Origin of the sequence: Micromonospora sp. WMMD734 (assembly GCF_049178975.1) — a bacterium.
Classification (GTDB): Bacteria; Actinomycetota; Actinomycetes; order Mycobacteriales; family Micromonosporaceae; genus Micromonospora; species Micromonospora wenchangensis.
The window spans coordinates 5,960,182-5,980,759 of record NZ_JBMHMK010000001.1 but is presented as its reverse complement, the minus strand read 5'-3'; the positions used below and the strand labels follow the sequence as shown (position 1 = coordinate 5,980,759).

Genomic DNA, 20,578 nt, shown 5'->3' with positions numbered 1-20,578 from the left:
GCGGTGGACCCGCTCGTCGTCGCGTACAACGACAGTGGCGACGAGTCGCTGCTGGTCCGGGCCGAGGACCTGGCGCGGGACCTGCTCGCCGCGGACCCGTCCCGGGTGGACGTGCTCGCCGCGCTCTCCACCGTGCTGATGCTGCGGGGCCGCACCTCGGACCCGAAGCAGCTCGACGCCGCCGTGGCCGCCGCCGGGAAGGCGACGGCGCTGACCCCGCCCGACGATCCGTGGTGGCCGTACGTCAACGCCCAGCTCGCCATGGTGGTCGGGTTCCGTTTCGAACAGCGGCGTGAGGTGTCGGACCTGTCCACGGCGAAACGGCACGCGGACGTCGCGGTGGCCGCCGTCGACGAGGACGACCCGATCCGGATCGACGTGCTGATCCGCTGCGTGAACGTGTACCGGCTCAGTTTCGAGCGGTTCGGCCAGCTGGCGGACATCGACACGGCCGTACGCCTCAGCCGGGAGGTCCACCGCTCGACCGACCCGGACCACGTACTCACCGCCCACCAGTTGCTGGCGCTCTGCCTGGTCATGCGGTTCGCCCGGACCGGCAGCCCGGATGACATCGACGAGGCGATCGCGCACTGCCGCCGCGGTCTGGCCGGCATGCCCACGCGGCACATCGACCGGGCCGCCCTCAACGGCGTGCTGGTGATCGCGCTGGTGCAACGCTGGGTGAGCCTGGACGGCGACGACGACACCGACCTGCACGAGGCGGTCCGGGTCAGCCGGCAGGTCGTCGCCGACCTGCCGAGCATCGGCACGATCCGCGCGCAACTGCTGGCCACCCACGGCGCGCTGCTGGTCATGCACGGCCTGAGCAGCAACTCGTCGGCGCACCTGGACGAGGCGATCCGCAGCGCCCGGGAGGCCGTCGACGCGCCGACGGCCGGCACCCAACGGGCCGGACACCTGGTCAGCCTGGCCCACTCGCTGCTGATCCGGGCCCGGATGAGCAGCGACCCGGCCGGGGTCAGCGACGCCGTCGACACCGGCATGGCCGCCCTGGCCGGATTCTCGCCAGGCCACCCGGACCGGGCACGGGCCCTCAACGTACTCGGCACGGCCCTGCGGATCCGCTACCTGATCGATCACGACCCGGCCGACCTCGACGCCGCCGTCGGGATGTGGCGGTCGTCGTCGGCCTCCCGGGCGGGTGCCGTCGAGATCCGGATGACCGCGGCCCGCACCTGGGCGCAGACCGCCGCCGAAGCCGGTGACGCGGAGCTGGCCCTGGAGGCGTACGGGACCGCCGTGGGGCTGCTTCCGCTGCTCGCCTGGCGGGGCCTGGACCGTACCGTGCAGGAGAAACGACTGGCCGCGGCATCCGGCCTGGCCGGCGATGCGGCGGCCTGGGCGCTCGCCGCCGGGCAGCCGCACCGCGCGGTGGAACTGCTGGAGCAGGGCCGGCAGGTGCTGTGGTCGCAGGCCCTGCAGACCCGCAGCGACCTGTCCGCGCTGGCCGCGGTCGCACCCGCGCTCGCCGACGAACTCGACCGGACACGCCGGGAACTGGACGGCACCGGGGCGTCCCCGGTCGTCGAGCTGCCGACCCGTCCCGGCTGGGAGCTGGGCCGCGACCTGCTGACCAGCGCGCTGGGTGGCCCGCACCGGGCCGGGACCGAGGACGCCGGTCACCGCCGCCGGCTGGCGGAACGGTGGGAGCGGCTCGCGGCCGAGGCCCGCCGGCAGCCGGGCTTCGCGAACTTCCTGCACCCGCCGTCGTTCGCCGCCCTCCAACCGGCCACCGCCGGCGGGGCGGCGGTGCTGGTCAACACCTCGCGCTGGCGCAGCGACGCGATCATCGTCAGCGCCGACGGGGTACGCGCCGTACCGCTGCCGTGGCTGTCCCACGACACCGCCCAGCGTCGGGCCGCGGCGTTCCTGGAGGTACAGCGGGCGGTGGAGGCGGGCGGTGGGCCGGCCGAACGGGCCGCGCTGCACCAGACGCTGGTGTCCCTGCAACGGTGGCTCTGGGACACCGTCGGGGAGTCCGTCTGCGCGGCCCTCGACGACATCCTCGGCAGCGGGCCGGACCGGCGGCACCGGGTGTGGTGGTGCCCGACCGGGCCGCTGACGATGCTGCCGTTACACGCCGCCGGCCGGTTCGGCGCGAGCGCCCCGCTCGCCGCGCGACGCCGGATCTCGGTGGCCGCCCGCTGCGTGTCGTCCTACACCCCGAGCCTGTCCGCGCTGCTGCGCGCCCGCACCACCCCGGCCCCGGACGGGGCACCGCAGGCGTTCGCGGTGGGGTTGGGCACCCTGCCCGGCCAGGCGCCGCTGCCGGCGGTCAGCGACGAGCTGCGCGCGGTCAGCTCGCACGTGCCCGGCCTGCGGGTGCTCTCCGGCCGCAGCGCCACCGTCGAGGGCGTGCTGACCGCGCTCGAACAGCACAGTTGGGCGCACTTCGCCTGCCACGGGGACCAGGACTTCAAGCGGCCCAGCGCCGCCGCCCTGCGCCTGGTCGACGGCAGGCTCAGCGTCCTGGACCTGGCCGGCCGTCTCGCCACCCGCAGCCAGTCGGCCGGCGGGTGCGACCTCGCCTACCTGTCCGCCTGCCGCACCGCGGCCGGTGGCCGGGACCTACCCGACGAGGGCATCCACCTCACCGCGGCGTTGCAGATGGCCGGCTTCCGGCACGTCATCGGCAGCCAGTGGGCGGTCGCCGACCGGGTGGCGGCCCAGGTCGCCGACGACGTCTACGCCGGCCTGCGGGCGGGCGACCGCCTGGACGCCGACGGTGCGGCCGTCGCACTGGACCGGGCCATCGACCGGGTACGACGCGCGCACCCGGACCGGCCTGAGGTGTGGGCGGCGCTGATCCACACCGGCCCGTAGCACCTCGGACCGGCCGTTGCGCTCCACGAGCCGCCGCAACCCGTACGCACCCGCACCGGGCAGCGCACCTACAGCGCTGCCGACGTGGCCGGGTGAAGATCATCCGTGAGTTGCTGACACTCGGGCCGGCCGTCGACGACATCGCCACGCTCAGCGACCACCTTCACCTGCTCGACGGTGACACTGCGCCGGGCAGTTCGTCCGGCCGGGGCTCCCAGTCGCGGTGCGGTAGCGACGCCACCCGCCAGGCGACGATCGCGAAGACGTACAGGCCCGGCCCGACCAGCCACAGCAGGGCGTCCCGCCGACGGTAGGAGACACGCGGCGCGAGCCACGCCGTGGCCGCCGCCGGGACCGGCACGAACCCGAGATCAGCCAACAGCCCCGGCCCTGCCCACCGCTCGATCAGCTCGCGCACCACGAAAGCTGGCACGGTAACCCCAGCGACCAGTGACGCCGCGATCAGCACCCGCGGCAACCTGCCTCGCGGCGGGCAGGAGAGGGGTTGACGGACGACCACGGCCCGACGATACGACACGGCACCCACAGCGCCCGGTGGGCTGAAACGGGCCGCCGCGACGGTCTACTCCGGTGGGGCGTACGGGGTGCACTGCTCCGCCTGCGGCCGGCTGACGCCGACGCCGGCCAGGGACATCCAAGGTGGGGCGTTGCTCCGGGTCACCAGTGGATTGCTACCGGCTGTCACGATGGGACTCCCCGATTCGAGGAGTAGTGGATGCAGCCGGATGTCCCCACCCACGACCTGACCATTCCCGAGGCTGTGCACAGCCTGCGTCAGCAGATCCTGCAGGCGGTGGAGTGGGCGGACGACGAGGACCTGACCTTCTCGGTCAATTCGATCGAGGTCGAGCTCCAGCTGACAGTGACCCGGACGCTGAAGGGGAAGGCCGAGGCGGGGCTCTGGAAGGTCGTGACCGTTGGCGGCGGGGTCGACCACGCCCGCGCGGCCACCCACCGGGTGCTCCTCAACCTGGAGCCGCAGTACCGCGACGGGAGGCGGGTGGCCATCAACGACCAGGACGACTGACGGGCCACGGTCGGATCGGTCAGCGCGCCGCCCCAGCGGGCCGGCCTGCGGACAGGCCGACCGGCCGACCGGCCGACCGGTTCAGGCTGAGGAACGCCGACCGAAGGTGATGAGCCGACGGAAGGCCGGATCCTCCTCGATCGGCTCTCCCACCACCTCCCGCAGGTCCGGGTCGTGGCTGGATGACCGCAGTTCGATCATGTCAGAGGCCAGGTGTTCATAGACGCAGAACGCCGTACCCGGTGGAAGCCGCCGGACCGACTGACGCCGTACGCCACCGGTCATCGGCTCGTCGAGAAGGACGTCCCGGACCAGTTGCGCGGTCCGGGCGTCCCGGTTGCCCGGCAGGATCAGCAACGCCGAGTGGTTGTTGGCGATGCTCTGCGCCCGGTGACCGCCGTAGAGGGCCTCCATCTGGGCCAGATCGTGGAAGACCGTGACCAACTGGATGTCGGTCCCGGCGGCGGTCGTGGCGATGGTGTCCAGATCCTCGATCCGGGCGATGTTGCCCGCCTCGTCCAGCAGGAGCAGCAGCGGCAGGAGCCGCTCCCCGAGTGCCTGCCGTCGGTACGCCTCGGCGATCACCCGCCGGATCAGCGCGGTGAAGACCGGTGCGAGCAGTTCCTGCTCCTCGGGAGGCGCGCAGAGGTAGAGGGTGTTCGCCTCACCGTTGAAGAAGTCCGACACGTCGAAGCCGGAGCGGGAGTTCTCCTGCACCCGCGGTGAGTCGTACGCCGCCAACAGCGAGGTCGCGGTGGCGTAGACCCCGGAGAGGGTGATGTCGGCCAGGGCCCGGATACCGGCGAAGGCCGCGGCGGCCTGCCCACCGTCGGGGTCCCGCTGCTGGAGTACCCGCAGCCGCGCCCGCACCTCGGCGTTCTCGCTGGACTTGAGCCACCGGCTTACCGCCGCCATCGACTGGCCGGTCCCCCCGGCGGCGTAGAGCAGCGCCTGCAGCAACTGCGTGGCGGAGGTGTACCAGAACTGGCTGTCCCGCAGGCCGCTGTCGCCGCCGAGCCGGGCCGACTCGGTCAACGACTTGGCCGTGACGATCGCCCCCTCCCAGGTACGGCAGTCGTCCAGCGGGTTCCACGAGGTGACCGCCGAGCCGTGGACGAGCCGACCGCCGGGCTCGAAGACCGACACGGTGCCCCGCTGCTGGCGCTGCCGGAACGTCGCGCTGAGCACGTCGGTCCGGACCGAGGTGACCAGGGCCGGCCCGTCCCACTCCAGCAGGGTGGGGATCACGATGCCGGTGGTCTTCCGGCTCCGCTGCGGCCCCATGGCCAGCACCGGCCGGAACCGGACGGCGCGGATCGGTTGGCCTCGCCAGCGGCCGAGCACCACCCGGTGCCGGGTGGGCTCCGGCTCCTCCGGGGAGGGTTCGGGAGTGAGCAGCTCGGCCAGGGTGGCGGTGGAGAAGGCACCGGTGGGGTGGGCGTCGGCCGGCGGGGCGGCGTACCCGGGATAGGCCGGCCCCGGCAGCGGCCGGGAGGCCGGGGCCGAGGAACGTTCGTCCACGCTGATCCGCTCCAGGCACTCCTGGAGCCGCTCCCGCATGTAGTCGATGTCCTCCAGGTCTCCCGGGATCGGCGTGACCACCTCGTACTGGGCTAGCGCCTCCCGTAGCAGAGCCGCCGCCGGCCGCATCTCGTTCGACTCCTGGTGCAGGGCGGCCCGGATCACCAGGGCGCTGGCGAGCACCCGCCGGGCACGGTCACCCGGGGCCGTGCGCAGGTACCGGCGGGCGATCTCGATCGCCTTTCCCCCCGCCGTCGCGGCCTCCGACTGCAGTCCCACCGCGGCGGCGGAGACCATCTCGATGATCCGGGCACCGAGGGCCAGCGGAAACAGGTTCACCTCTTCGTCGAGGAGCTGCTCGTAGAGGAGCGCCGCCTCCCGGGCGGTCTCCCGGCTCTCCTCGTCGGCGTCGATCCCGGATTCGATCAGTGACTTCAGCACCAGCAGTTGCGCCGTCATGGGTTGGGCGCCGGGCAGGTCGACCCGCCGGGCCTGTTCGATCACCGAGGTGAGCATCTCGATCGCCCGGGCCGCCCGGTCGGCCGCCGCCAGGGCCCGGGCCTGGGCCTGGGCGGCCATGACCCGCAGGCTGAAATACAACCGGGGCCGCCTGGTGTACATCTCGTCGACCTGGTCGGCGACGAGGAGTGCCTCCTTGACCGCCCGGTCCCTGGCGGCCGGATCGGACTCACCGATCTCCAGCAGGACCTCCACCTGAATGAGCCGGCTGAGCGCCAGATGGAGCTCGTAGACCGCCGGAGCCTCGGCGTGCAGCTGGCTGAGCCTGGTGCGGGCCTCGCGGGCGTACTCCAGCGCGGCGGGCCGATCCACCGGGAGCAGTACGGAGACCGCACCGAGCCGGACCAGCGCCTGGGCCTGCCGGGTGGTGTCCGCCGTGGCCGGGGTGATCGCGTCGGCCTGGGTGACCGCATCGCCGACCAGGTGCAGCGCCTCGGAGGTCTCCCCGGTCGCCGCCCGGAGTATGGCCAGGAAGATCATCGTGCTGGCCAGCTCCGCCTCGGTCGGTTCGTCCGCCTCCTTCAGCAGGTCGACCGCGCGCACCGTCGCCCCGATCGCCGACTCCAGCTCACCGCTGGCCACCAACACCAGGGCCTGCGTGATCAGCACCCGGCCCCCGGCGACAGGCGGCAGCTCCGCGACGTCGCGCACCGCATCCTCGGCTGTGCTGAGCGCCTTCACCCGGTCGAAGACGCTCAGATGGGCGAACACGGTGTTCCATCGCGCCTCGGCGAGGGGCCGCCGGTAGCGGTCGGGATCGTCCTCGGCGGCGCGGCGGGCGACCTCCACCGCCTCCCGGGCGGCCTGCACGGCGGCGGCGGCGTTGCCCGCCCCCAGCCCGATCAGCGAGTTGGAGCTGAGAATGGTGCTCAGTTGGGGGTGGCCGGTCATCGTCGGAAACTTGGCGAAGTATCCCAACACCTGGTTCGACGGCCCTATCGCCACGTCCGGCAGACCCATGGCCAGGTACGCCACGCTGCTCTCCTGCCAGAGCTGGGCGGCCCGCTCCAGGTCGCCCCGGTCGCGCCAATGGCCGGCGGCCTGCTCGTAGACGGCCACCGCCAGCGGCTGGAGCCGGGTCTGCGTCGGGAACGTGACCTCGGCCGCCTCGGCCGCGGCACTTGGGACCTCGATCAGGGCCAGCGCGGCGGCGAGCCGGGCGGGGAGCAGGTAGGCGTCGGAGGCGACCGGGTCGTCGCCCGCGGTGACCGCGCCGGTGGCCTGGCCGACCAGCTCCGGCAGGTGGCGCTGGAGGATCCCGGTGAGGGTCTCGGTGGCCGCCGCGCGGACCCGCCCGTACGTCGAACCGCACATCCGCAGCAGGGACTCCAGCATCCGGGACCGGGCCCCCGCCCCCGCCACCTCGGCGAAGAGCCGCTGCGCGCCCGAGGGGAGGAGCCGGGCCGCGATCAGGTGTTCGCCGAGCAGGTCCGGTTCGACGGCCGGCAGGTACCGTCGGCCCGGGTAGAGGTCGTGCAGGGTGTCGGCCACCCGGGCGGCGGCGCTCTGGTCCAGGTCGATCCCGGTCAACACGGTCCGGGCCTCGTCCCGGGTCTCCGCACCGGCGAAGGTGGCCACGGCGAACAGGTCCCGGCGCTGGTCGTGACCAAGATCGTGCCGACGCAACGCGGGGGCCCAGAATCCGCTGTCCTCGCGGTTGATCAGCCGGTCCAGCAGTTCCCCGGCCGTCCGCTCGACGCCGGGCGGCCCGGCCGGGGACTGGTCGTCGGGGCCGGGTTCGGGGTCCGGGCCGAGGGTGTCCAGCAGCGCCCTGGCGTGCACCAGCAGCGGAGTGGGAAAGGCGGCCAGCTCTCCCGCCAGTTCCTCCCCGGTCGGGACCGGCGGTTCGGCCACCGGAGCCGGGTGTTCCTCCCGCCGCAGCTCGTGGAAGGCCCGGTGCGCGGCGAGATAGTGGGCGTACCGGTCCGCCGCGGTGAAGTCCTCCCGGCGCAGGCGGATGTCCTCGGCGGGGGTACCGCCGGTCATGCCGAAGGCGGCGTCCAGCCGGCTGCGGAACACCTCGGCGGAGCGGGCCAGGACGAGGATCCGTACCGGGGCGGCGACCTCGGTGGTCATACAGCGTTCCACCACATCGGCAACCAGGTCGGCCTGGTGGTCGACGTAGTCGAGCACCAGCAGGACCGGCCGGGCCAGTTCGGACAGCCGGTTGGCGGGGACCGTCTGGTGCACGGTGGCCAACCCGGCGACCCAGCCTTCCGCCATCGCCTCGGCACAGAGCTGGCTGGCCAGCCGGCTCTTGCCGATGCCGCCTGGTCCGGAGAGGACGGCGAAGCTGATCAGTGGGTTCTCCGCCCGTCGCCAGCGGCGCAACGTCTCCAGTTCCGTCTCGCGGCCGAGGAAGGGGACGACGGCGTACCGGGTCTGCAGCGGGGCGGCGATCGAGCCGCGCAGGTTCTCCCGGATGCGTGGGCCGAACCACTGGGAAGGTGGCCGGAGCCGGACCGCGAGGTCGGGGCCGAGCGCGAAGTCGACCAGGTTGCTCAGCCGGCGGCAACCACTGCCGAACCAGGAGTCCGGCAGAGCCGGGCCGAGGTCGCGGTCCTGAAGTAGCCAGGTGACCGGAACCGCCTCCAGCCGGCGGCTGCCGTAGTCCGGCCGGTCGTGGGTGACCACGCCGAGGAGCAGGTTGTCCAGGGTGAGCACGGCCGCCCCGGACTGTCCCGACCAGTTCGAGCGCCCCTGCCCCGGCAGCGGTACGGCGGTGGTGAGGTTGAGCGGCAGCCGGTCGGCGCGGCCGGAGACCCAGTCGGTGTAGCCGCGGGCCACCTCGATCCCGCGCACCTCGCCCTCGCGTTGCGACCGGGGAAAGCCGGGGGCCCGGAACGGCAGGGGATGGTCGACGTCGAGTTCACCGATCGGCAGTTCCCCGTCGGCCGGGTCGGCGTCGACGAGCCGGAGCAGCGCCACCTCCAGCTCCGGCCGGGCCGGGAGGATCACCTCCGCGGTGGCGATCTCCTCGCCGTCGCCTGGCGTCGCCGCCTCCTGGCCGACTGCCTCCGTCCCGGCTGCCGGTGCCTGGCCGCCGGTCCGCCCGGCCCGGCGGACGGTGATCCGCTCCGGCCGGTCCCGCCAGTCGCGGACGACGTGCGCGGAGGTGAGGACCAGCCCCGGCGCGACCAGATAGCCGGAGCCCCGGCTGGGAGGTTGCCCGGCGCAGTTGACTTCCACGGTCCGACGGTCGTCAGTCACTGTCCTTGTCCTCCGTCGGCTCGACGAGCAGTGGGGTGTAGCCGGCCGCGCTCCGGGTCCAGCGCAGACCCCGCAGGTCGGAGAAGGTGAGGGTGAGCTCCGACAGGAGCGGTCCCGGCCCGGTCGGGGAGATCTCGAAGGTCCACTCCTGGCGGATCTGCGGCGCGAGCTGTATACCTCGGGACGACTGCGCCTCGCCCTCCGCCGGGGCGTATCGAACCTCCACGTTGTAGATGTAGTCGACGCTCAAGTTCTCGGCCCGGACCACGACCGCGCCCGGCTGGCCGGTGTCGGCGTTGCCCTCGAAGAGACCGGTGAGTTCGAAGCCGATCCGCCGGGCCTGGCCGAGCAGTCGGTCCTCCTGCATCCCCCGCTGGTACTCCTCCACCGCGCGGGCCGTCTCGGTGAGGGCCTGCGCCGTCTCCCGCAGGAGGCCGAGTGTCGCGCGGACGGAACGGACCACCCTTCGGCTGACTCCCCAGATCCAGCTGAGCACGAGCAGAACCAGGACCAGGGCCCAGGCGCGCAGCACCAATTCCCAGAACCGTGCCATCACCGCACCATCCATATCGGAATCGGACCGCGTCCTCCGTTGACGGGGAACCGGTCCGTTCACCGCATCCTTTCGGTGATCGGCGCAGGCTTCAAGGTCGCATGGCGCCGTAGTCGGAAAGGGGACATCCGCGCGGTGAATCAGATATTCTCGATGGCTTGTGGCGTCGGAAGTCCCGGAGGGGCGGACCCGTGAGCACGCTCGAACCGGCGGCCGGTCGGCCCCGCTCGGCTCAGGGCCGCAGCTTCGTGCGGCAACGTGCGGGCGTCGCGGCGGCCATCCTCATGGCGGCGATTCCCACACTGACCGGCTGTCCGGCGCAGTCTGACGACCGGCCGTCGGAGCGCGGCCCGTCGTCGGCGCCCACCGGTCCGTCGTCACAGGAGATCCGCGCGATCGACTTTGCGGGCCGGGAGTGGTTCGACGCGGTGACGAACTCGACCGTGCAGCTCCGCGACGGCAAAGCCGAGCGGAGAGGCGACGAAGGCATGGACGCGTACCGCTGGAAAATGGCCGGTCCACCCCGTTATGCCGACGCTGATGGCGACGGGGACACCGATGCCGCAGTCGGGTTGGCCGTCGAGGGTGGCCAGACCTCCTCAGTCTCGTGGTACATCTGGCTGTGGCACGAGGGCGACGCTCAGCAGCTCCGGCGGCCGATTGCCGAGGCCTCGCGGTGCGACGGGCTGATCGAGGCGGTCGATCCTGTTCCGACGGGCTTCTCAGTGGAAGGCTTCGTGTGGGGTCCCGAGGACGATTGCGCTGGCGGTGGCTCGGTGCCGATCGCCTACGTCGCGGCGGTCCGGCAGGGATGGCCCGTTCGGATCAGCCCTCGCCTCGGCCCGATCACCACCTGCTCACCGGGGGAACTCGCAGAACACCTCGTCCCGACCAGCGAGGTCCTCCTGCACACCTGGCCGGACGGTCGCTCCCCGGTGGTGGAACCAGCAGCCCGCTATGACGCGCTCATCACCGACTACTCGGAATTGACGGGCAGGTGGACCCTCGTCGTGGCGCTACGGGGCGAAGACCGAATCTGTGGCTGGGCGGAATCAACGCTGATCCGGAGGGGTTAGCGGAACGAAAGCGGAGCTGACCCTACGCCGGCTGGTACGTGTTCCAGAGCTTGACCAGGTCGGTTCCCGGACTATCGGTGACGATCACCCCGATTAGTCCCGACTCCGCGTCGGTCCAGACGAGGGCTCGTTCGGTGGCGCTCCAGGCAAAGACATGCAGGCCTGGTGGAGGCTCAATCTCGCCTCTTACCGGTTGTTCTGGCGGTGGCGCAGTCAGGTACACGCGCGACACGTCGTTGTAGGTGCCTGGTCTGTACTCGGCGAACATCGCATTGAGGCTGGCCCCGTTAGTGCAGTGCACACTCTGGGTTGGTAGACCCACCTCGCTCGGACGAGCCGGGAAGCTGCCGGTAAGGGCAAAGCTACCGGTGCCCGTGACGCACCGGCTCCAACTGGGATAGGAATCCCAGCCGTCGACGAACTCCGCCAGATCGAACCTGGCGAGTTCACTGGGTCGGTCGGGAAGGCCGCCGACGACGCTGTCCCCGGCATCGGAGTTGCCTGCTCCGCCTTTGGACCCCTGGCCGTTCAGCACGACTCCCACGATCACCCCGGCGCTGGCAAGCGTCGACAGCGCGGCCACCGTCAGGATCCAACGCGTCCGTCGGCGGGAACCCGGCTTGTTCGACGCCTCCGGCACCGGCGGACCGGCCAGACGGTCCGGGCCGGTGCCACCGGCCAGACGGTCCGGGCCGGTGCCACCGGCCCGCATGTGAGAGCTCACGGCCATCTTGACCCGCCGGTCCAGCGCGGGGACGTCCGCCAGCGCGGTCAGCCATGGAACTGGTCGAGCCCGACGAAGCACCCCCGCGACAGCACCAGCCGCGTCACCGGACCTACCACTCAGCCATCCGACGATCCGGCGGTCGTCGTCCGGGTCCAACCGGCCACTCGCGGCGAGGTGCAGGATGCCGTCGGAGGTGGTCTCGAACAGCTCCCACAGGTCCAGGTCCTCTGCATGCTCAGCGACGGAGAGCAACCACCTGACCGCTGGCCCGGGGTCGCCCGCTTCCGGTCGTGCCGCCGTACTGGCGGGATACCGCTGGTGGATGCTGTGCACCAGCTCGCCTACCTCGTTGGGACAGCCAGAAACCGCGATCCTCGTCCGTTCCCCGTCGAGAGCGACGAGGATGTCCCGGAGCAGATCGTCGTCGAGGTCAGACCGCGCCGCCAGACGGACAAGATCAACGAGAGCCGCCCGTTCCCCGGTGCGTACGGCGGCGACGAGTCGCCGTCCTCGGGCTGATGTCTCGGTGGGCGTGTCGAACTCTGCTGCGATCATCGCCAGGAGGTCGTCGATGGTCGGGAGGCGCCGGTCCGGATCCGCCTGCGTTGCTGCCCGGACAATGGAACGCCATGGCCCGGACGGCGGCACGAGCGGCACGTTCTGTCGAGGGACGGATCCGGTTACCGCCCAGCCGATGATCTGCCCGATGCTGTAGACATCGGCTGCCGGTAGGACCATGTGGGCGTCGACACCAAGTTCGGGTGCCGCGTATCCCTCGGTTCCCAAGGACCGGCCCGCCCGCGTACGGCCTGGGTTGGTGGTCTCACCTCGGGGTCGCCTGCCGAGGCCCCAGTCCGCCACCACCCACCGCCCGTCGTACCAGAGAATGTTCTCCGGCTTCAGGTCACGATGGATCCAGCCAAGCCGGTGAGGCTCCCGCAGTCCGCTGCACACCGATTCGATCAGGGCCCGCAGGGCGACGGAATCGCGCAACTCACCGGCGCGGTCGTGGGCCGTCGCGTCCGCCAACGGCATGACGAACCAGTCGTGTGTAGGGCTCCAGTCGAGCACCGGCAACACGTTGGGGTTCTCACTGAAGCGGTCGGCAGCCTCGATCTCCCGTTTCATCCGGGCGACATCGTCAGCGGAACGCCCCCTGAGTTTCTTGAACGCCACCGGTAGGCTGGTGGGCTTGTGACGGGCGCGGAAGACCTGCGCCTGGCCGCCGACGGCGATCGGTCGGGGATCGAGGGCGAAGTCGCGCCGCTGCTGACGGGCCGACCTCCGGATCGCCTGGAGCGCCGTAAGCCGATCCGGCCCTGTTGCCCGGTCTGACCCGGGGCGCGGCATCGACCCGTCGTCGTCACGCGTCGGCATCAGTCACCAACGTCGGGACAGGCACACCAACAGCTGATCCGTCCAAGACGGGCATCCCTCCGGTCCTACTGGCGAGCCGACGGACGGGCACAGTGGCGCAGTCTATTTGGAACACGGGCCGGTTCCTCAACAGCGGCCCGATCAACCGATCATGCTGCTCGCCGGCCGATCGAGGTGCCGGCAGTCGGCCCTGACGTAGGTCGTGTCCACAATTCCACGGTCACCAGGGGAGTGACGAACGGACCGGGTCGCGGCCACCAGGAGCGGGGTGGGCCGTTGCTGCAGCTACCGGTAGACGGCGTGTTCCACCTCGACACCGTGCTCGACGGGCAGCTCTCCACATTCGAACTCAAGCCGGGCGGCAAAGGTGTTCTACAGCAGATCACGGATGAGGTGAGCGTGGTTGTCCCACTCGCCGCACAACTGTCACCGCATGGCAGCTGACGTCACAGATCTTGTTCGTAGCAAACGAGGACTACACGCGGGTTTCCCCTGATGCTAAATTCGCCGACCCATGCCGGGTTGGCGGGATGACATGCGATCTCACCTTCGCTCACCAGTTTAGCGAGCACTGCCATGCCGAAGCTCAGGGTGATGCTCTCGGGCACCACGTCGTAGGACATGACCCGCGGAAGTACCCCACTGGCATTGACGCCCAGTTTAACCTCGACGAAACTCACCACGACCCGCAAGTCTTCCGGTGACAGCTCGTCATCCGGATGCAGGACAACTATCTTCTCAACTGTTCGGCGGGCCCGGCGTTGTATTTCGCGGTCCACAAACACCTGGTAGGGCGGGGCCGCTGCGATTCTGTCGCGGTCCATCACCATGAGCACAGTCGTGGCGCTCTGCGCCGCTCTGGTCTTCACCTCGACCGAAGCGAGCGCCCCGAAGCGGAATACGAGCTGAATGTCACATCCTGCCGGCGTATCGGAGTAGAGCCAGCAAGCGCCCATCGACAGGTATTTTTCGCCAAGCAACCTGACGACGGCGGCTGTGTCCATACCTAGTTCGAGCTGGAAAACAGGGTGGCCGATGTCCAAGGCGTTCACGAGGGTGGAGCCTCCCGGGCTCGAACAGCGACTGGATCCGTCTACAGCAGGCCCACACCTGCTACCGCGATCCAGGCAGCCTGGCTGAGATCGACACATCGACGTGTCCGACCGTAGCAGACCCGTAGGAAGCCAGTAGGCAACCTGAGACATGCCACGCGGCCCGAAGTAGACCACCTGTTTCACCTGACCGAGCGGGCGCCCCAACCGGTTCGTCGCAGAGCAGGCGGCTTTGCCACCATGAACGCCAACCGATAACCGGACGAGGAGAAATAGGTGTGGCGGCAACGGCCGAGTGGTCTGGACTGCCCCCGGCGCCCTCGTCACGCCGGCCGCGCGGGGACTGGCGACCCGGCCGCGCCGAATCGCCAGCCGTCCCCGACAGCAGGATCGACTGGCTCGCCGAACACGAGGAGGGATCAGCATGAGCTTGACGCTGCCGTCGTCCGCTCAAGTCGTGATCATCGGCGGCGGCATCATCGGCGTCAGTACCGCGTACCACCTCGCCGCAGCCGGCGTACGGAACGTGGTGCTGCTCGATATGGGCCCACTGGGTGGTGGTTCCACCGGCCGCGCCGCCGGCGGTATCCGTACCCAGTTCTCTGACCGGCTCAACATCGACTTGGCCATGCGTAGCATGGAGATCCTCAAGTCCTTTCCGCAGCGCTTCAACCAGGAGATCGACCTCCAGCAGGTGGGCTATCTCTTCCTGCTGGACTCCGCCGACACGGTCGCCGACTTCGAACGGCACCTTCGCCTACAGAACGACCTCGGCCTACCCAACCGGATGGTGTCACCGGCTGAGGCCCAGCAACTGTCGCCGTACATAGTCACGGACGGCCTCCTCGCCGCCTCCTACTCCCCGCACGACGGTTACTGCACACCGGAGTCCGTGGTGCTCGGATTCGCCACTGCCGCGCGGCGTCACGGTGCCCAGCTCATTCCACACTGCGCGGTCACCGGCATCGAGACCGACGGCACCACGATCAGCGCTGTGCGTACCGAGGCCGGCACCATCCGCACCGATACCGTCATCTGCGCCGCCGGTGCCTGGTCTGGAAGTGTCGGCGACTGGGTCGGTGTGTCGTTGCCGGTGACGCCGCTGCGCCGCGGGGTCGTTTACACCGAGCCCCTGCCGGGATGTCGGCCGGGCCTCCCGTTCACCATCGACTTCGGCACGGCGTTCTACTACCGCAACGAGGGCCGGGGGCTGTTGTTGGGATACCCGGACCCGGACGAACAATCGGGGTTCGACCAGTCCCCGACTGATCGATGGCTGCCGGCGCTGGGCCGCGCCCTGCATCGGCGTGCCCCCCGGCTTGTCGACGTGGGAATCGCCGGCGGCTGGGCCGGCCTGTACGAGGTGACCCCGGATCACAATGGCCTGGTCGGGGAGGCAGCCGAGACGTCCCGTTTCCTGTACGCCGCCGGATTCTCCGGCCACGGCTTCATGATGGGCCCTGCCGTGGGCGAGGTCGTTCGCGACCTCTACCTAGATGCCGAGCCCTTCACCGACGTCACGGGATTCCGGGCGGGCCGGTTCGCCAGTGCCGACGTCAGACCCGAACGCAACGTGGTCTGAGTCGACATCCCGCCACAACACCAATGGAGCGGATCATGGCGTTTGACGATGAGGACGGCCGAGACTACACGGTCGTCATCAACGACGAAGAGCAGTATTCGATCTGGATGGCGGATCGCGAGATTCCGGCCGGCTGGCGCGCTGTCGGCAAAGTGGGCCCCAAGGTCGAGTGCCTGACCTACATCGATGAACACTGGACTGACATGCGCCCGCTGAGCCTGCGGCGCGCCATGGCAGAACAGGACTGAGCCAGGCACCCAGCACGTCGCCGGTTCGAAAGCCGTACCCGGAGCGAGCGCGGTCGCCGCGGCAACGTCGGTGACTCACTCGGCGATCACGGTGTACGACCGGCGGTGGGCCAGTTCCGCACACCGTAGCGGTGCGCGGGACAGAGACGAGATCACCGATGATCACCGCTCCCTTCCCGCCGCCCGGACATGCATTCCGTAGGCGACCCGTACCTCATCCGGCATATGGCGCGGCTATCAGCAGTTACCGGTGCCGGGATGTGGGGATCGATGGCCACCGAGCGTCCATGCCATAAGCAAGTGCGCGTCCCATGATGAGTAGGCAGCAAAGCCCGCGAAAGGGGCCGTGATGCGTCACTTCCGCCCGAGCGGACATTCCATCGGTGCCACGAGCCGGCGCGAGTCGACCGTCGTGTGACCAGCAACGAGGAGCTTGGAATGACTGACAGCACCAGCCGCGCGCCGCGGCGAATTTCCATCTTCGATACGAGTCTGCGGGACGGCGAGCAGGCTCCGCGCAACGCGATGAGTCCACGCACGAAACTCGATCTCGCCCTGCGGATCGAGGCACTCGGCGTCGACGCCGTCGAGGCGGGATTCCCCGCCTCCTCGGCGAAGGACGTCGAGGCCACCCGACTGATCTCCGAGGCACTGACCACCGCCCGGGTGGCGACCCTGTGCCGGGCGGTCCGCAGCGATGTCGAGACCGCGGTCGAGGCGGCGGGTACGCGGAACCACCAGCTACAGGTCATCGCCACCGCCAGCGAAATCCACCTCGAACACAAGCGAGGTATCACCCGGCGTGCCGCGCTGCGCGAGCTGAGCGAAGCCATCTCGCTGGCTTCCTCACTCGGTGTCCCGTTCATCACCCTGGCGATGGAGGATTCCAGCCGCGGTTCACTCGACCTGCTGCGTGCCACGGTCGAGACCGCACTCGAGGCAGGTGCGACCCAGGTCGGTGTCGGGGACACGATGGGCTGTTCGACACCGGGCGAGTTCGGCGCGCTGGTCGCGACGGTCCGGGGGTGGGCACCGGCATCGGCGAGCCTCACCGTGCACTGCCACAACGACTTCGGACTCGCACTGGCCAACACGATGGCAGCCATCGAGGCCGGCGCGGACGAGGTCCAGGTGACACTGGGCGGCATCGGCGAGCGGGCGGGCAACACCGCCCTCGAGGAGGTCGTCGGTCTGCTGGCCTACAAGAGCGAGGTGTACGGAGCCACGACCGACGTCAAGACCGAGGGGATGTACGAGGTGTACACGGCGATCCGCGCGGCGATCGCACTCGAGGAGCCCCGCAACAAGGCGCTGTTCGGCACGTACGCGTTCGCCACCGCGGCGGGCATGCACCAGCAGGGCATGCTGCAGAACCCGCTGACCTACGAGTACGTCGAGCCGAGCCGCTTCGGCCGGGAGACGCAACTGCTGGTGGCGCGCCACTCCGGTCGCGCGGTGCTGCGGCACGTGGCCGTCCAGTCCGGGCTCGACCTCGACGACGCCACGGTGGACCTGCTCTACGACAAGTACGTCCTCGGTCGTGCCGACGGCGAGTGCGTCCAACTGGGTGTGTTGCGTGAGGAGATCCTCAGCGAGATGGCGGGCACCACGGGGCTCGCCCGATGACCGGTAGGACGCTGGCCGAGAAGCTGTGGCAGCGCCACGTGGTCCGCGAGCTGGACGACCGGACCGATCTGCTCTACATCGACCTGCACCTGATCCACGAGGTGTCGTCGCCCCAGGCGTTCGAGGGCCTCGGGTTGTCCGGTCGCCGGGTCCGTCGTCCGGAACTGACGCTCGCGGTCGAAGACCACAACGTGCCGACGCATTCGCTGACCATCTCCGACGCCGCGAGCAGGGCACAGATCGATGCGTTGCGCAACAGCTGTGCTGAGCACGGCATCGAGCTGTACTCCATGGGTGACGCCAGCCAGGGCATCGTGCACGTTGTCGGACCCGAGCTCGGCCTGGTGCAACCCGGCATGCTGGTGGTGTGCGGCGACAGCCACACGTCGACCCACGGCGCTCTCGGCGCGCTTGCCTTCGGTGTGGGAACCAGCGACGTGGAGCACGTGCTCGCCACCCAGACGCTGGCAGTCGCCCGCCCCGGCACCATGGCGGTCGAGTTCACCGGGCTGCCGCCGGCGGGAACCGAGGCCAAGGACATCATCCTCGCGCTCATCAGCGCCATCGGCACCAACGGTGCCCAGGGCTTCCTCATCGAGTACCGCGGTGAAGCGGTACGAGCCCTGTCGATGGAAGGCCGGATGACCATGTGCAACATGAGCATCGAGGCCGGCGCGCGAGCCGGAATGATCGCACCTGACGACACCACGCTCGCCTATCTGCGGGGTCGGCCCTGCGCGCCGTCCGGCGCGGACTGGCAGCAGGCGGTGGCGGACTGGGAGACGCTGGTGACCGACGATCCGGACGCCTTCGACCGGGTCGTCCGGATCGATCTCGCCGAGCTCAGCCCGCACGTCACCTGGGGCACCAATCCGGGGCACGCGGTTGCGCTCGACGCAGCCGTGCCGTCGCCCGAATCGTTCACCGACCCCGTCGAACGGGCAAGCGCCGAGCGCGCTCTCGCATACATGGACCTACGACCCGGCACCCGGATGCGTGACATACCGATCGACACGGTGTTCCTCGGCTCGTGCACGAACGGGCGGATCGAGGATCTACGGGCGGCGAGCGAGGTCCTGCGTGGCCGTCAGGTCAAGCCCGGGGTCAAGATGCTCGTGGTCCCTGGCTCCGGCCGGGTGCGGGCCCAAGCCGAGCAGGAGGGCCTACACGAGGTCTTCCGTGCCGCGGGGGCCGAATGGCGGCTGCCCGGCTGCTCGATGTGCCTCGGCATGAATCCGGACCGAATCTCCGGCAGGGACCGGGTGGCGTCCACGTCCAACCGGAACTTCGAGGGCCGCCAGGGTGGTCAGGCCCGTACCCATCTCGTCTCGCCCGCCGTGGCGGCGGCGACCGCAGTGGCCGGCAGGCTCGCCGCCCCACGAGACCTGGTCTGAGAGTAGGCAATGGAACCCTTCTCCACACACACGGGCCGGGCAATGGTGCTCCGGCGAAGCAACGTCGACACCGATCAGATCATTCCGGCCGAGTTCGGCAAGCGGATCTCCAGACACGGTCTCTCGGATGCTCTCTTCGCACGGTGGCGCAAGGATCCCGCCTTCGTCCTCAACTCGGCCGAGCGTCGAGGTGCGACCGTGCTCATCGCCGACCCGAACTTCGGCACCGGAAGCTCGCGTGAGCAGGCGGTCTGGGCGCTGCGTGACTGGGGATTCGTGGTCGTCCTCTCGACCCGCTTCGGCGACATCTTCCACCGCAACGCCCTACGCAACGGCCTGTTGGCGATCACCCTGCCGGACGATGCCGTCGCCTCGCTGATGGACCGGGCCGAAGCCGACCCGGCGTTCGAGATCAGTGTCGACCTGACGAGCTGCGAGTTGACCGCTGGCGCGGATCGTTGGTCGTTCAGCATCGACGAGCGCGCCCGTTGGCTGCTGCTGAACGGCCTCGACACCATCGAGGTGACGCTGCGCGATGCGGCGGACATCGCGGACTACGAGCGGGGTCGGCCTTCGTGGCTGCCCACAACTCGGCGCAGCGGTGGGCCAACGCAGGCCGCGGCGGGCAACCGGTGACGGACGCGGCGCTCCCCGGCGCGCGTCGTCTGGCACAGATTCCCGCCGACGGTCTCAGCGAGCTGGTCGAGGCGGGACGCCTGATGGGCGCGGTGGACCTCGCCCTGGGCAGCCCGGGATGGCCCCGGCCGCCGAAAGCGATGATCGATCAGGCGTGCGCCGCCCTCCGGGACGGGAACAACCAGTACGGCGACATGCGCGGTAACGGGGAACTCCGGGCGGCACTGGGCCAGTCGTTCCGTACACCGGCCGATCCGGACGCCGAGGTGACCATCACGGTAGGGACGGCCGGAGCGCTGGCCGTCGCCCTGCTCGGCCTGGTCGACCCGGGTGACGAGATCGTGGTGGTCGAGCCGTTCTTCGAGCCCTATCTCGTCTCGATCGCGGCGGCGTCGGCCGTGCCGAGGTTCGTCCGGGCCGGGCCACCGGGGTGGCGGTGGGACGTTACGGCACTCGCCGCCGCGATCGGCCCCCGTACCAGGGCGATCCTGGTGAACACGCCCCACAATCCCACCGGTCAGGTGCTGACGGAACACGAGTGGGCGGTCATCGCGGAGCTTTGTGAGCGGCACGACCTGATGGTCATCTCCGATGAGGTGTATGCGGCGTACGTCTACGACGACGGAACGCACATCTCAGCGGCAGACGTGCCCGCACTGCGGGACCGTGTGGTCGTGGTGGGGAGTTTTTCGAAGAGCCACGCCATCAGCGGCTGGCGCATCGGCTACCTGCGCGCCGCTCCCGCACTGACCCGCGCGTTGCGCGGCATTCAGACCGGCTTGACGGGAGGGGCTCCGGTGCCCCTGCAACAGGCCGTCGCCCGTTCGGGGTTGGTCGCCGGGCAGGACTGGGATCCACGGCCGGAGCTTCAGCAACTGCGCGACAGGGCGCTACACGTCTTTCGCAGTGTGGGACTCCGTTGCACGGTGCCCCGCGGCGGTTGTTACATCGTCGCCGAGCTCGGGCCGTACGGCCGGGAGGATTGTCAGTCCTTCGTCCGTAGGCTCGCGGCAGATCTGGGTGTTCTCCTCGCCCCGGGCCGGCTCTTCATGTCCGACCGATCAGCAGATTCGGGCTTCGTTCGTATCGCGTTCAACAAACCGCCGGCTTATCTCGACACCGCGCAGGGACGACTGGCGACCCTGGAACCCCTACGCTGACCGCT

The 20,578-nt window shown here is 70.2% G+C and carries 15 protein-coding genes; 10 read left to right on the top strand and 5 right to left on the bottom strand.

Features of this window, described 5'->3' with window-relative positions:
• Positions 1-3 precede the first annotated feature (3 nt).
• The gene (locus ACN267_RS25960) at positions 4-2,844 is read left to right on the top strand and encodes a CHAT domain-containing protein (protein ID WP_421489855.1); all 2,841 of its coding nucleotides are present in this window, start codon (positions 4-6) and stop codon (positions 2,842-2,844) included.
• Between the two features lie 163 nt (positions 2,845-3,007).
• On the opposite strand, the gene ACN267_RS25955 is transcribed toward ACN267_RS25960, so the two are convergent.
• Positions 3,008-3,265, bottom strand: coding sequence for a hypothetical protein (locus ACN267_RS25955; protein WP_421489854.1), 258 nt, complete (start codon positions 3,263-3,265; stop codon positions 3,008-3,010).
• A 315-nt stretch (positions 3,266-3,580) separates the two neighbouring features.
• On the opposite strand from ACN267_RS25955, the gene ACN267_RS25950 reads away from it, so the two are divergent.
• Positions 3,581-3,892: a trypco2 family protein gene (locus ACN267_RS25950; protein ID WP_281902081.1), complete on the top strand. Its 312-nt coding sequence runs from the start codon at positions 3,581-3,583 to the stop codon at positions 3,890-3,892.
• A gap of 81 nt (positions 3,893-3,973) precedes the next feature.
• Here ACN267_RS25950 and ACN267_RS25945 read toward each other — a convergent pair whose 3' ends face one another.
• On the bottom strand, positions 3,974-9,142 hold the full coding sequence (locus ACN267_RS25945) for a type IV secretory system conjugative DNA transfer family protein (protein WP_421489853.1): 5,169 nt from the start codon (positions 9,140-9,142) through the stop codon (positions 3,974-3,976).
• Positions 9,135-9,695: a hypothetical protein gene (locus ACN267_RS25940; protein WP_204961837.1), complete on the bottom strand. Its 561-nt coding sequence runs from the start codon at positions 9,693-9,695 to the stop codon at positions 9,135-9,137. Before ACN267_RS25940 ends, ACN267_RS25945 begins: the two co-directional genes overlap by 8 nt.
• Before the next feature lie 191 nt (positions 9,696-9,886).
• Between ACN267_RS25940 and ACN267_RS25935 the strand changes: the two genes are divergently transcribed.
• Positions 9,887-10,771, top strand: coding sequence for a hypothetical protein (locus tag ACN267_RS25935; RefSeq protein ID WP_421489852.1), 885 nt, complete (start codon positions 9,887-9,889; stop codon positions 10,769-10,771).
• A gap of 22 nt (positions 10,772-10,793) precedes the next feature.
• Here the strand turns inward: ACN267_RS25935 and ACN267_RS25930 are convergent, their stop codons facing one another.
• Positions 10,794-12,875 carry a serine/threonine-protein kinase gene (locus ACN267_RS25930; RefSeq protein ID WP_204961839.1) on the bottom strand — a complete coding sequence of 694 codons (2,082 nt, stop codon included), beginning with the start codon at positions 12,873-12,875 and terminating at the stop codon, positions 10,794-10,796.
• A gap of 276 nt (positions 12,876-13,151) precedes the next feature.
• On the opposite strand from ACN267_RS25930, the gene ACN267_RS25925 reads away from it, so the two are divergent.
• Positions 13,152-13,319, top strand: a complete 168-nt coding sequence (locus tag ACN267_RS25925) for a hypothetical protein (protein ID WP_204961840.1) — start codon at positions 13,152-13,154, stop codon at positions 13,317-13,319.
• Positions 13,320-13,321: 2 nt separating this feature from the next.
• On the opposite strand, the gene ACN267_RS25920 is transcribed toward ACN267_RS25925, so the two are convergent.
• Positions 13,322-13,927 carry a hypothetical protein gene (locus tag ACN267_RS25920; RefSeq protein WP_204961841.1) on the bottom strand — a complete coding sequence of 202 codons (606 nt, stop codon included), beginning with the start codon at positions 13,925-13,927 and terminating at the stop codon, positions 13,322-13,324.
• A gap of 424 nt (positions 13,928-14,351) precedes the next feature.
• On the opposite strand from ACN267_RS25920, the gene ACN267_RS25915 reads away from it, so the two are divergent.
• The 6 genes from ACN267_RS25915 to ACN267_RS25890 all read left to right on the top strand — a co-directional run bounded on the left by ACN267_RS25915 (position 14,352) and on the right by ACN267_RS25890 (position 20,573).
• Entirely contained in the window at positions 14,352-15,509 is a 1,158-nt protein-coding gene (locus ACN267_RS25915) for an NAD(P)/FAD-dependent oxidoreductase (protein ID WP_281903336.1), read from the top strand.
• 35 nt (positions 15,510-15,544) lie between these two features.
• Positions 15,545-15,757 (top strand): MbtH family protein, encoded by a 213-nt coding sequence (locus ACN267_RS25910; RefSeq protein ID WP_281902070.1) that lies wholly within the window; start codon positions 15,545-15,547, stop codon positions 15,755-15,757.
• 414 nt (positions 15,758-16,171) lie between these two features.
• Positions 16,172-17,383 carry a LeuA family protein gene (locus ACN267_RS25905; RefSeq protein ID WP_421489851.1) on the top strand — a complete coding sequence of 404 codons (1,212 nt, stop codon included), beginning with the start codon at positions 16,172-16,174 and terminating at the stop codon, positions 17,381-17,383.
• Positions 17,380-18,777, top strand: a complete 1,398-nt coding sequence (leuC, locus tag ACN267_RS25900) for a 3-isopropylmalate dehydratase large subunit (protein WP_204961845.1) — start codon at positions 17,380-17,382, stop codon at positions 18,775-18,777. Before ACN267_RS25905 ends, leuC begins: the two co-directional genes overlap by 4 nt.
• A 9-nt stretch (positions 18,778-18,786) precedes the next feature.
• Positions 18,787-19,413, top strand: a complete 627-nt coding sequence (gene leuD, locus ACN267_RS25895; protein WP_204961846.1) for a 3-isopropylmalate dehydratase small subunit — start codon at positions 18,787-18,789, stop codon at positions 19,411-19,413.
• Positions 19,353-20,573 (top strand): pyridoxal phosphate-dependent aminotransferase, encoded by a 1,221-nt coding sequence (locus tag ACN267_RS25890; protein ID WP_421489850.1) that lies wholly within the window; start codon positions 19,353-19,355, stop codon positions 20,571-20,573. The genes leuD and ACN267_RS25890 overlap by 61 nt, the downstream gene beginning before the upstream one ends.
• The last annotated feature ends 5 nt before the right edge of the window (positions 20,574-20,578 follow it).

Excerpts from the sequence above, each read along its gene's own strand:
- ACN267_RS25950 (WP_281902081.1), top strand. The coding sequence starts at position 3,581 with ATGCAGCCGGATGTCCCCACCCACGACCTGACCATTCCCGAGGCTGTG.
- ACN267_RS25940 (WP_204961837.1), bottom strand. The coding sequence starts at position 9,695 with ATGGCACGGTTCTGGGAATTGGTGCTGCGCGCCTGGGCCCTGGTCCTG.
- ACN267_RS25930 (WP_204961839.1), bottom strand. The coding sequence starts at position 12,875 with ATGCCGACGCGTGACGACGACGGGTCGATGCCGCGCCCCGGGTCAGAC.
- ACN267_RS25915 (WP_281903336.1), top strand. The coding sequence starts at position 14,352 with ATGAGCTTGACGCTGCCGTCGTCCGCTCAAGTCGTGATCATCGGCGGC.
- ACN267_RS25910 (WP_281902070.1), top strand. The coding sequence starts at position 15,545 with ATGGCGTTTGACGATGAGGACGGCCGAGACTACACGGTCGTCATCAAC.
- leuC (WP_204961845.1), top strand. The coding sequence starts at position 17,380 with ATGACCGGTAGGACGCTGGCCGAGAAGCTGTGGCAGCGCCACGTGGTC.
- leuD (WP_204961846.1), top strand. The coding sequence starts at position 18,787 with ATGGAACCCTTCTCCACACACACGGGCCGGGCAATGGTGCTCCGGCGA.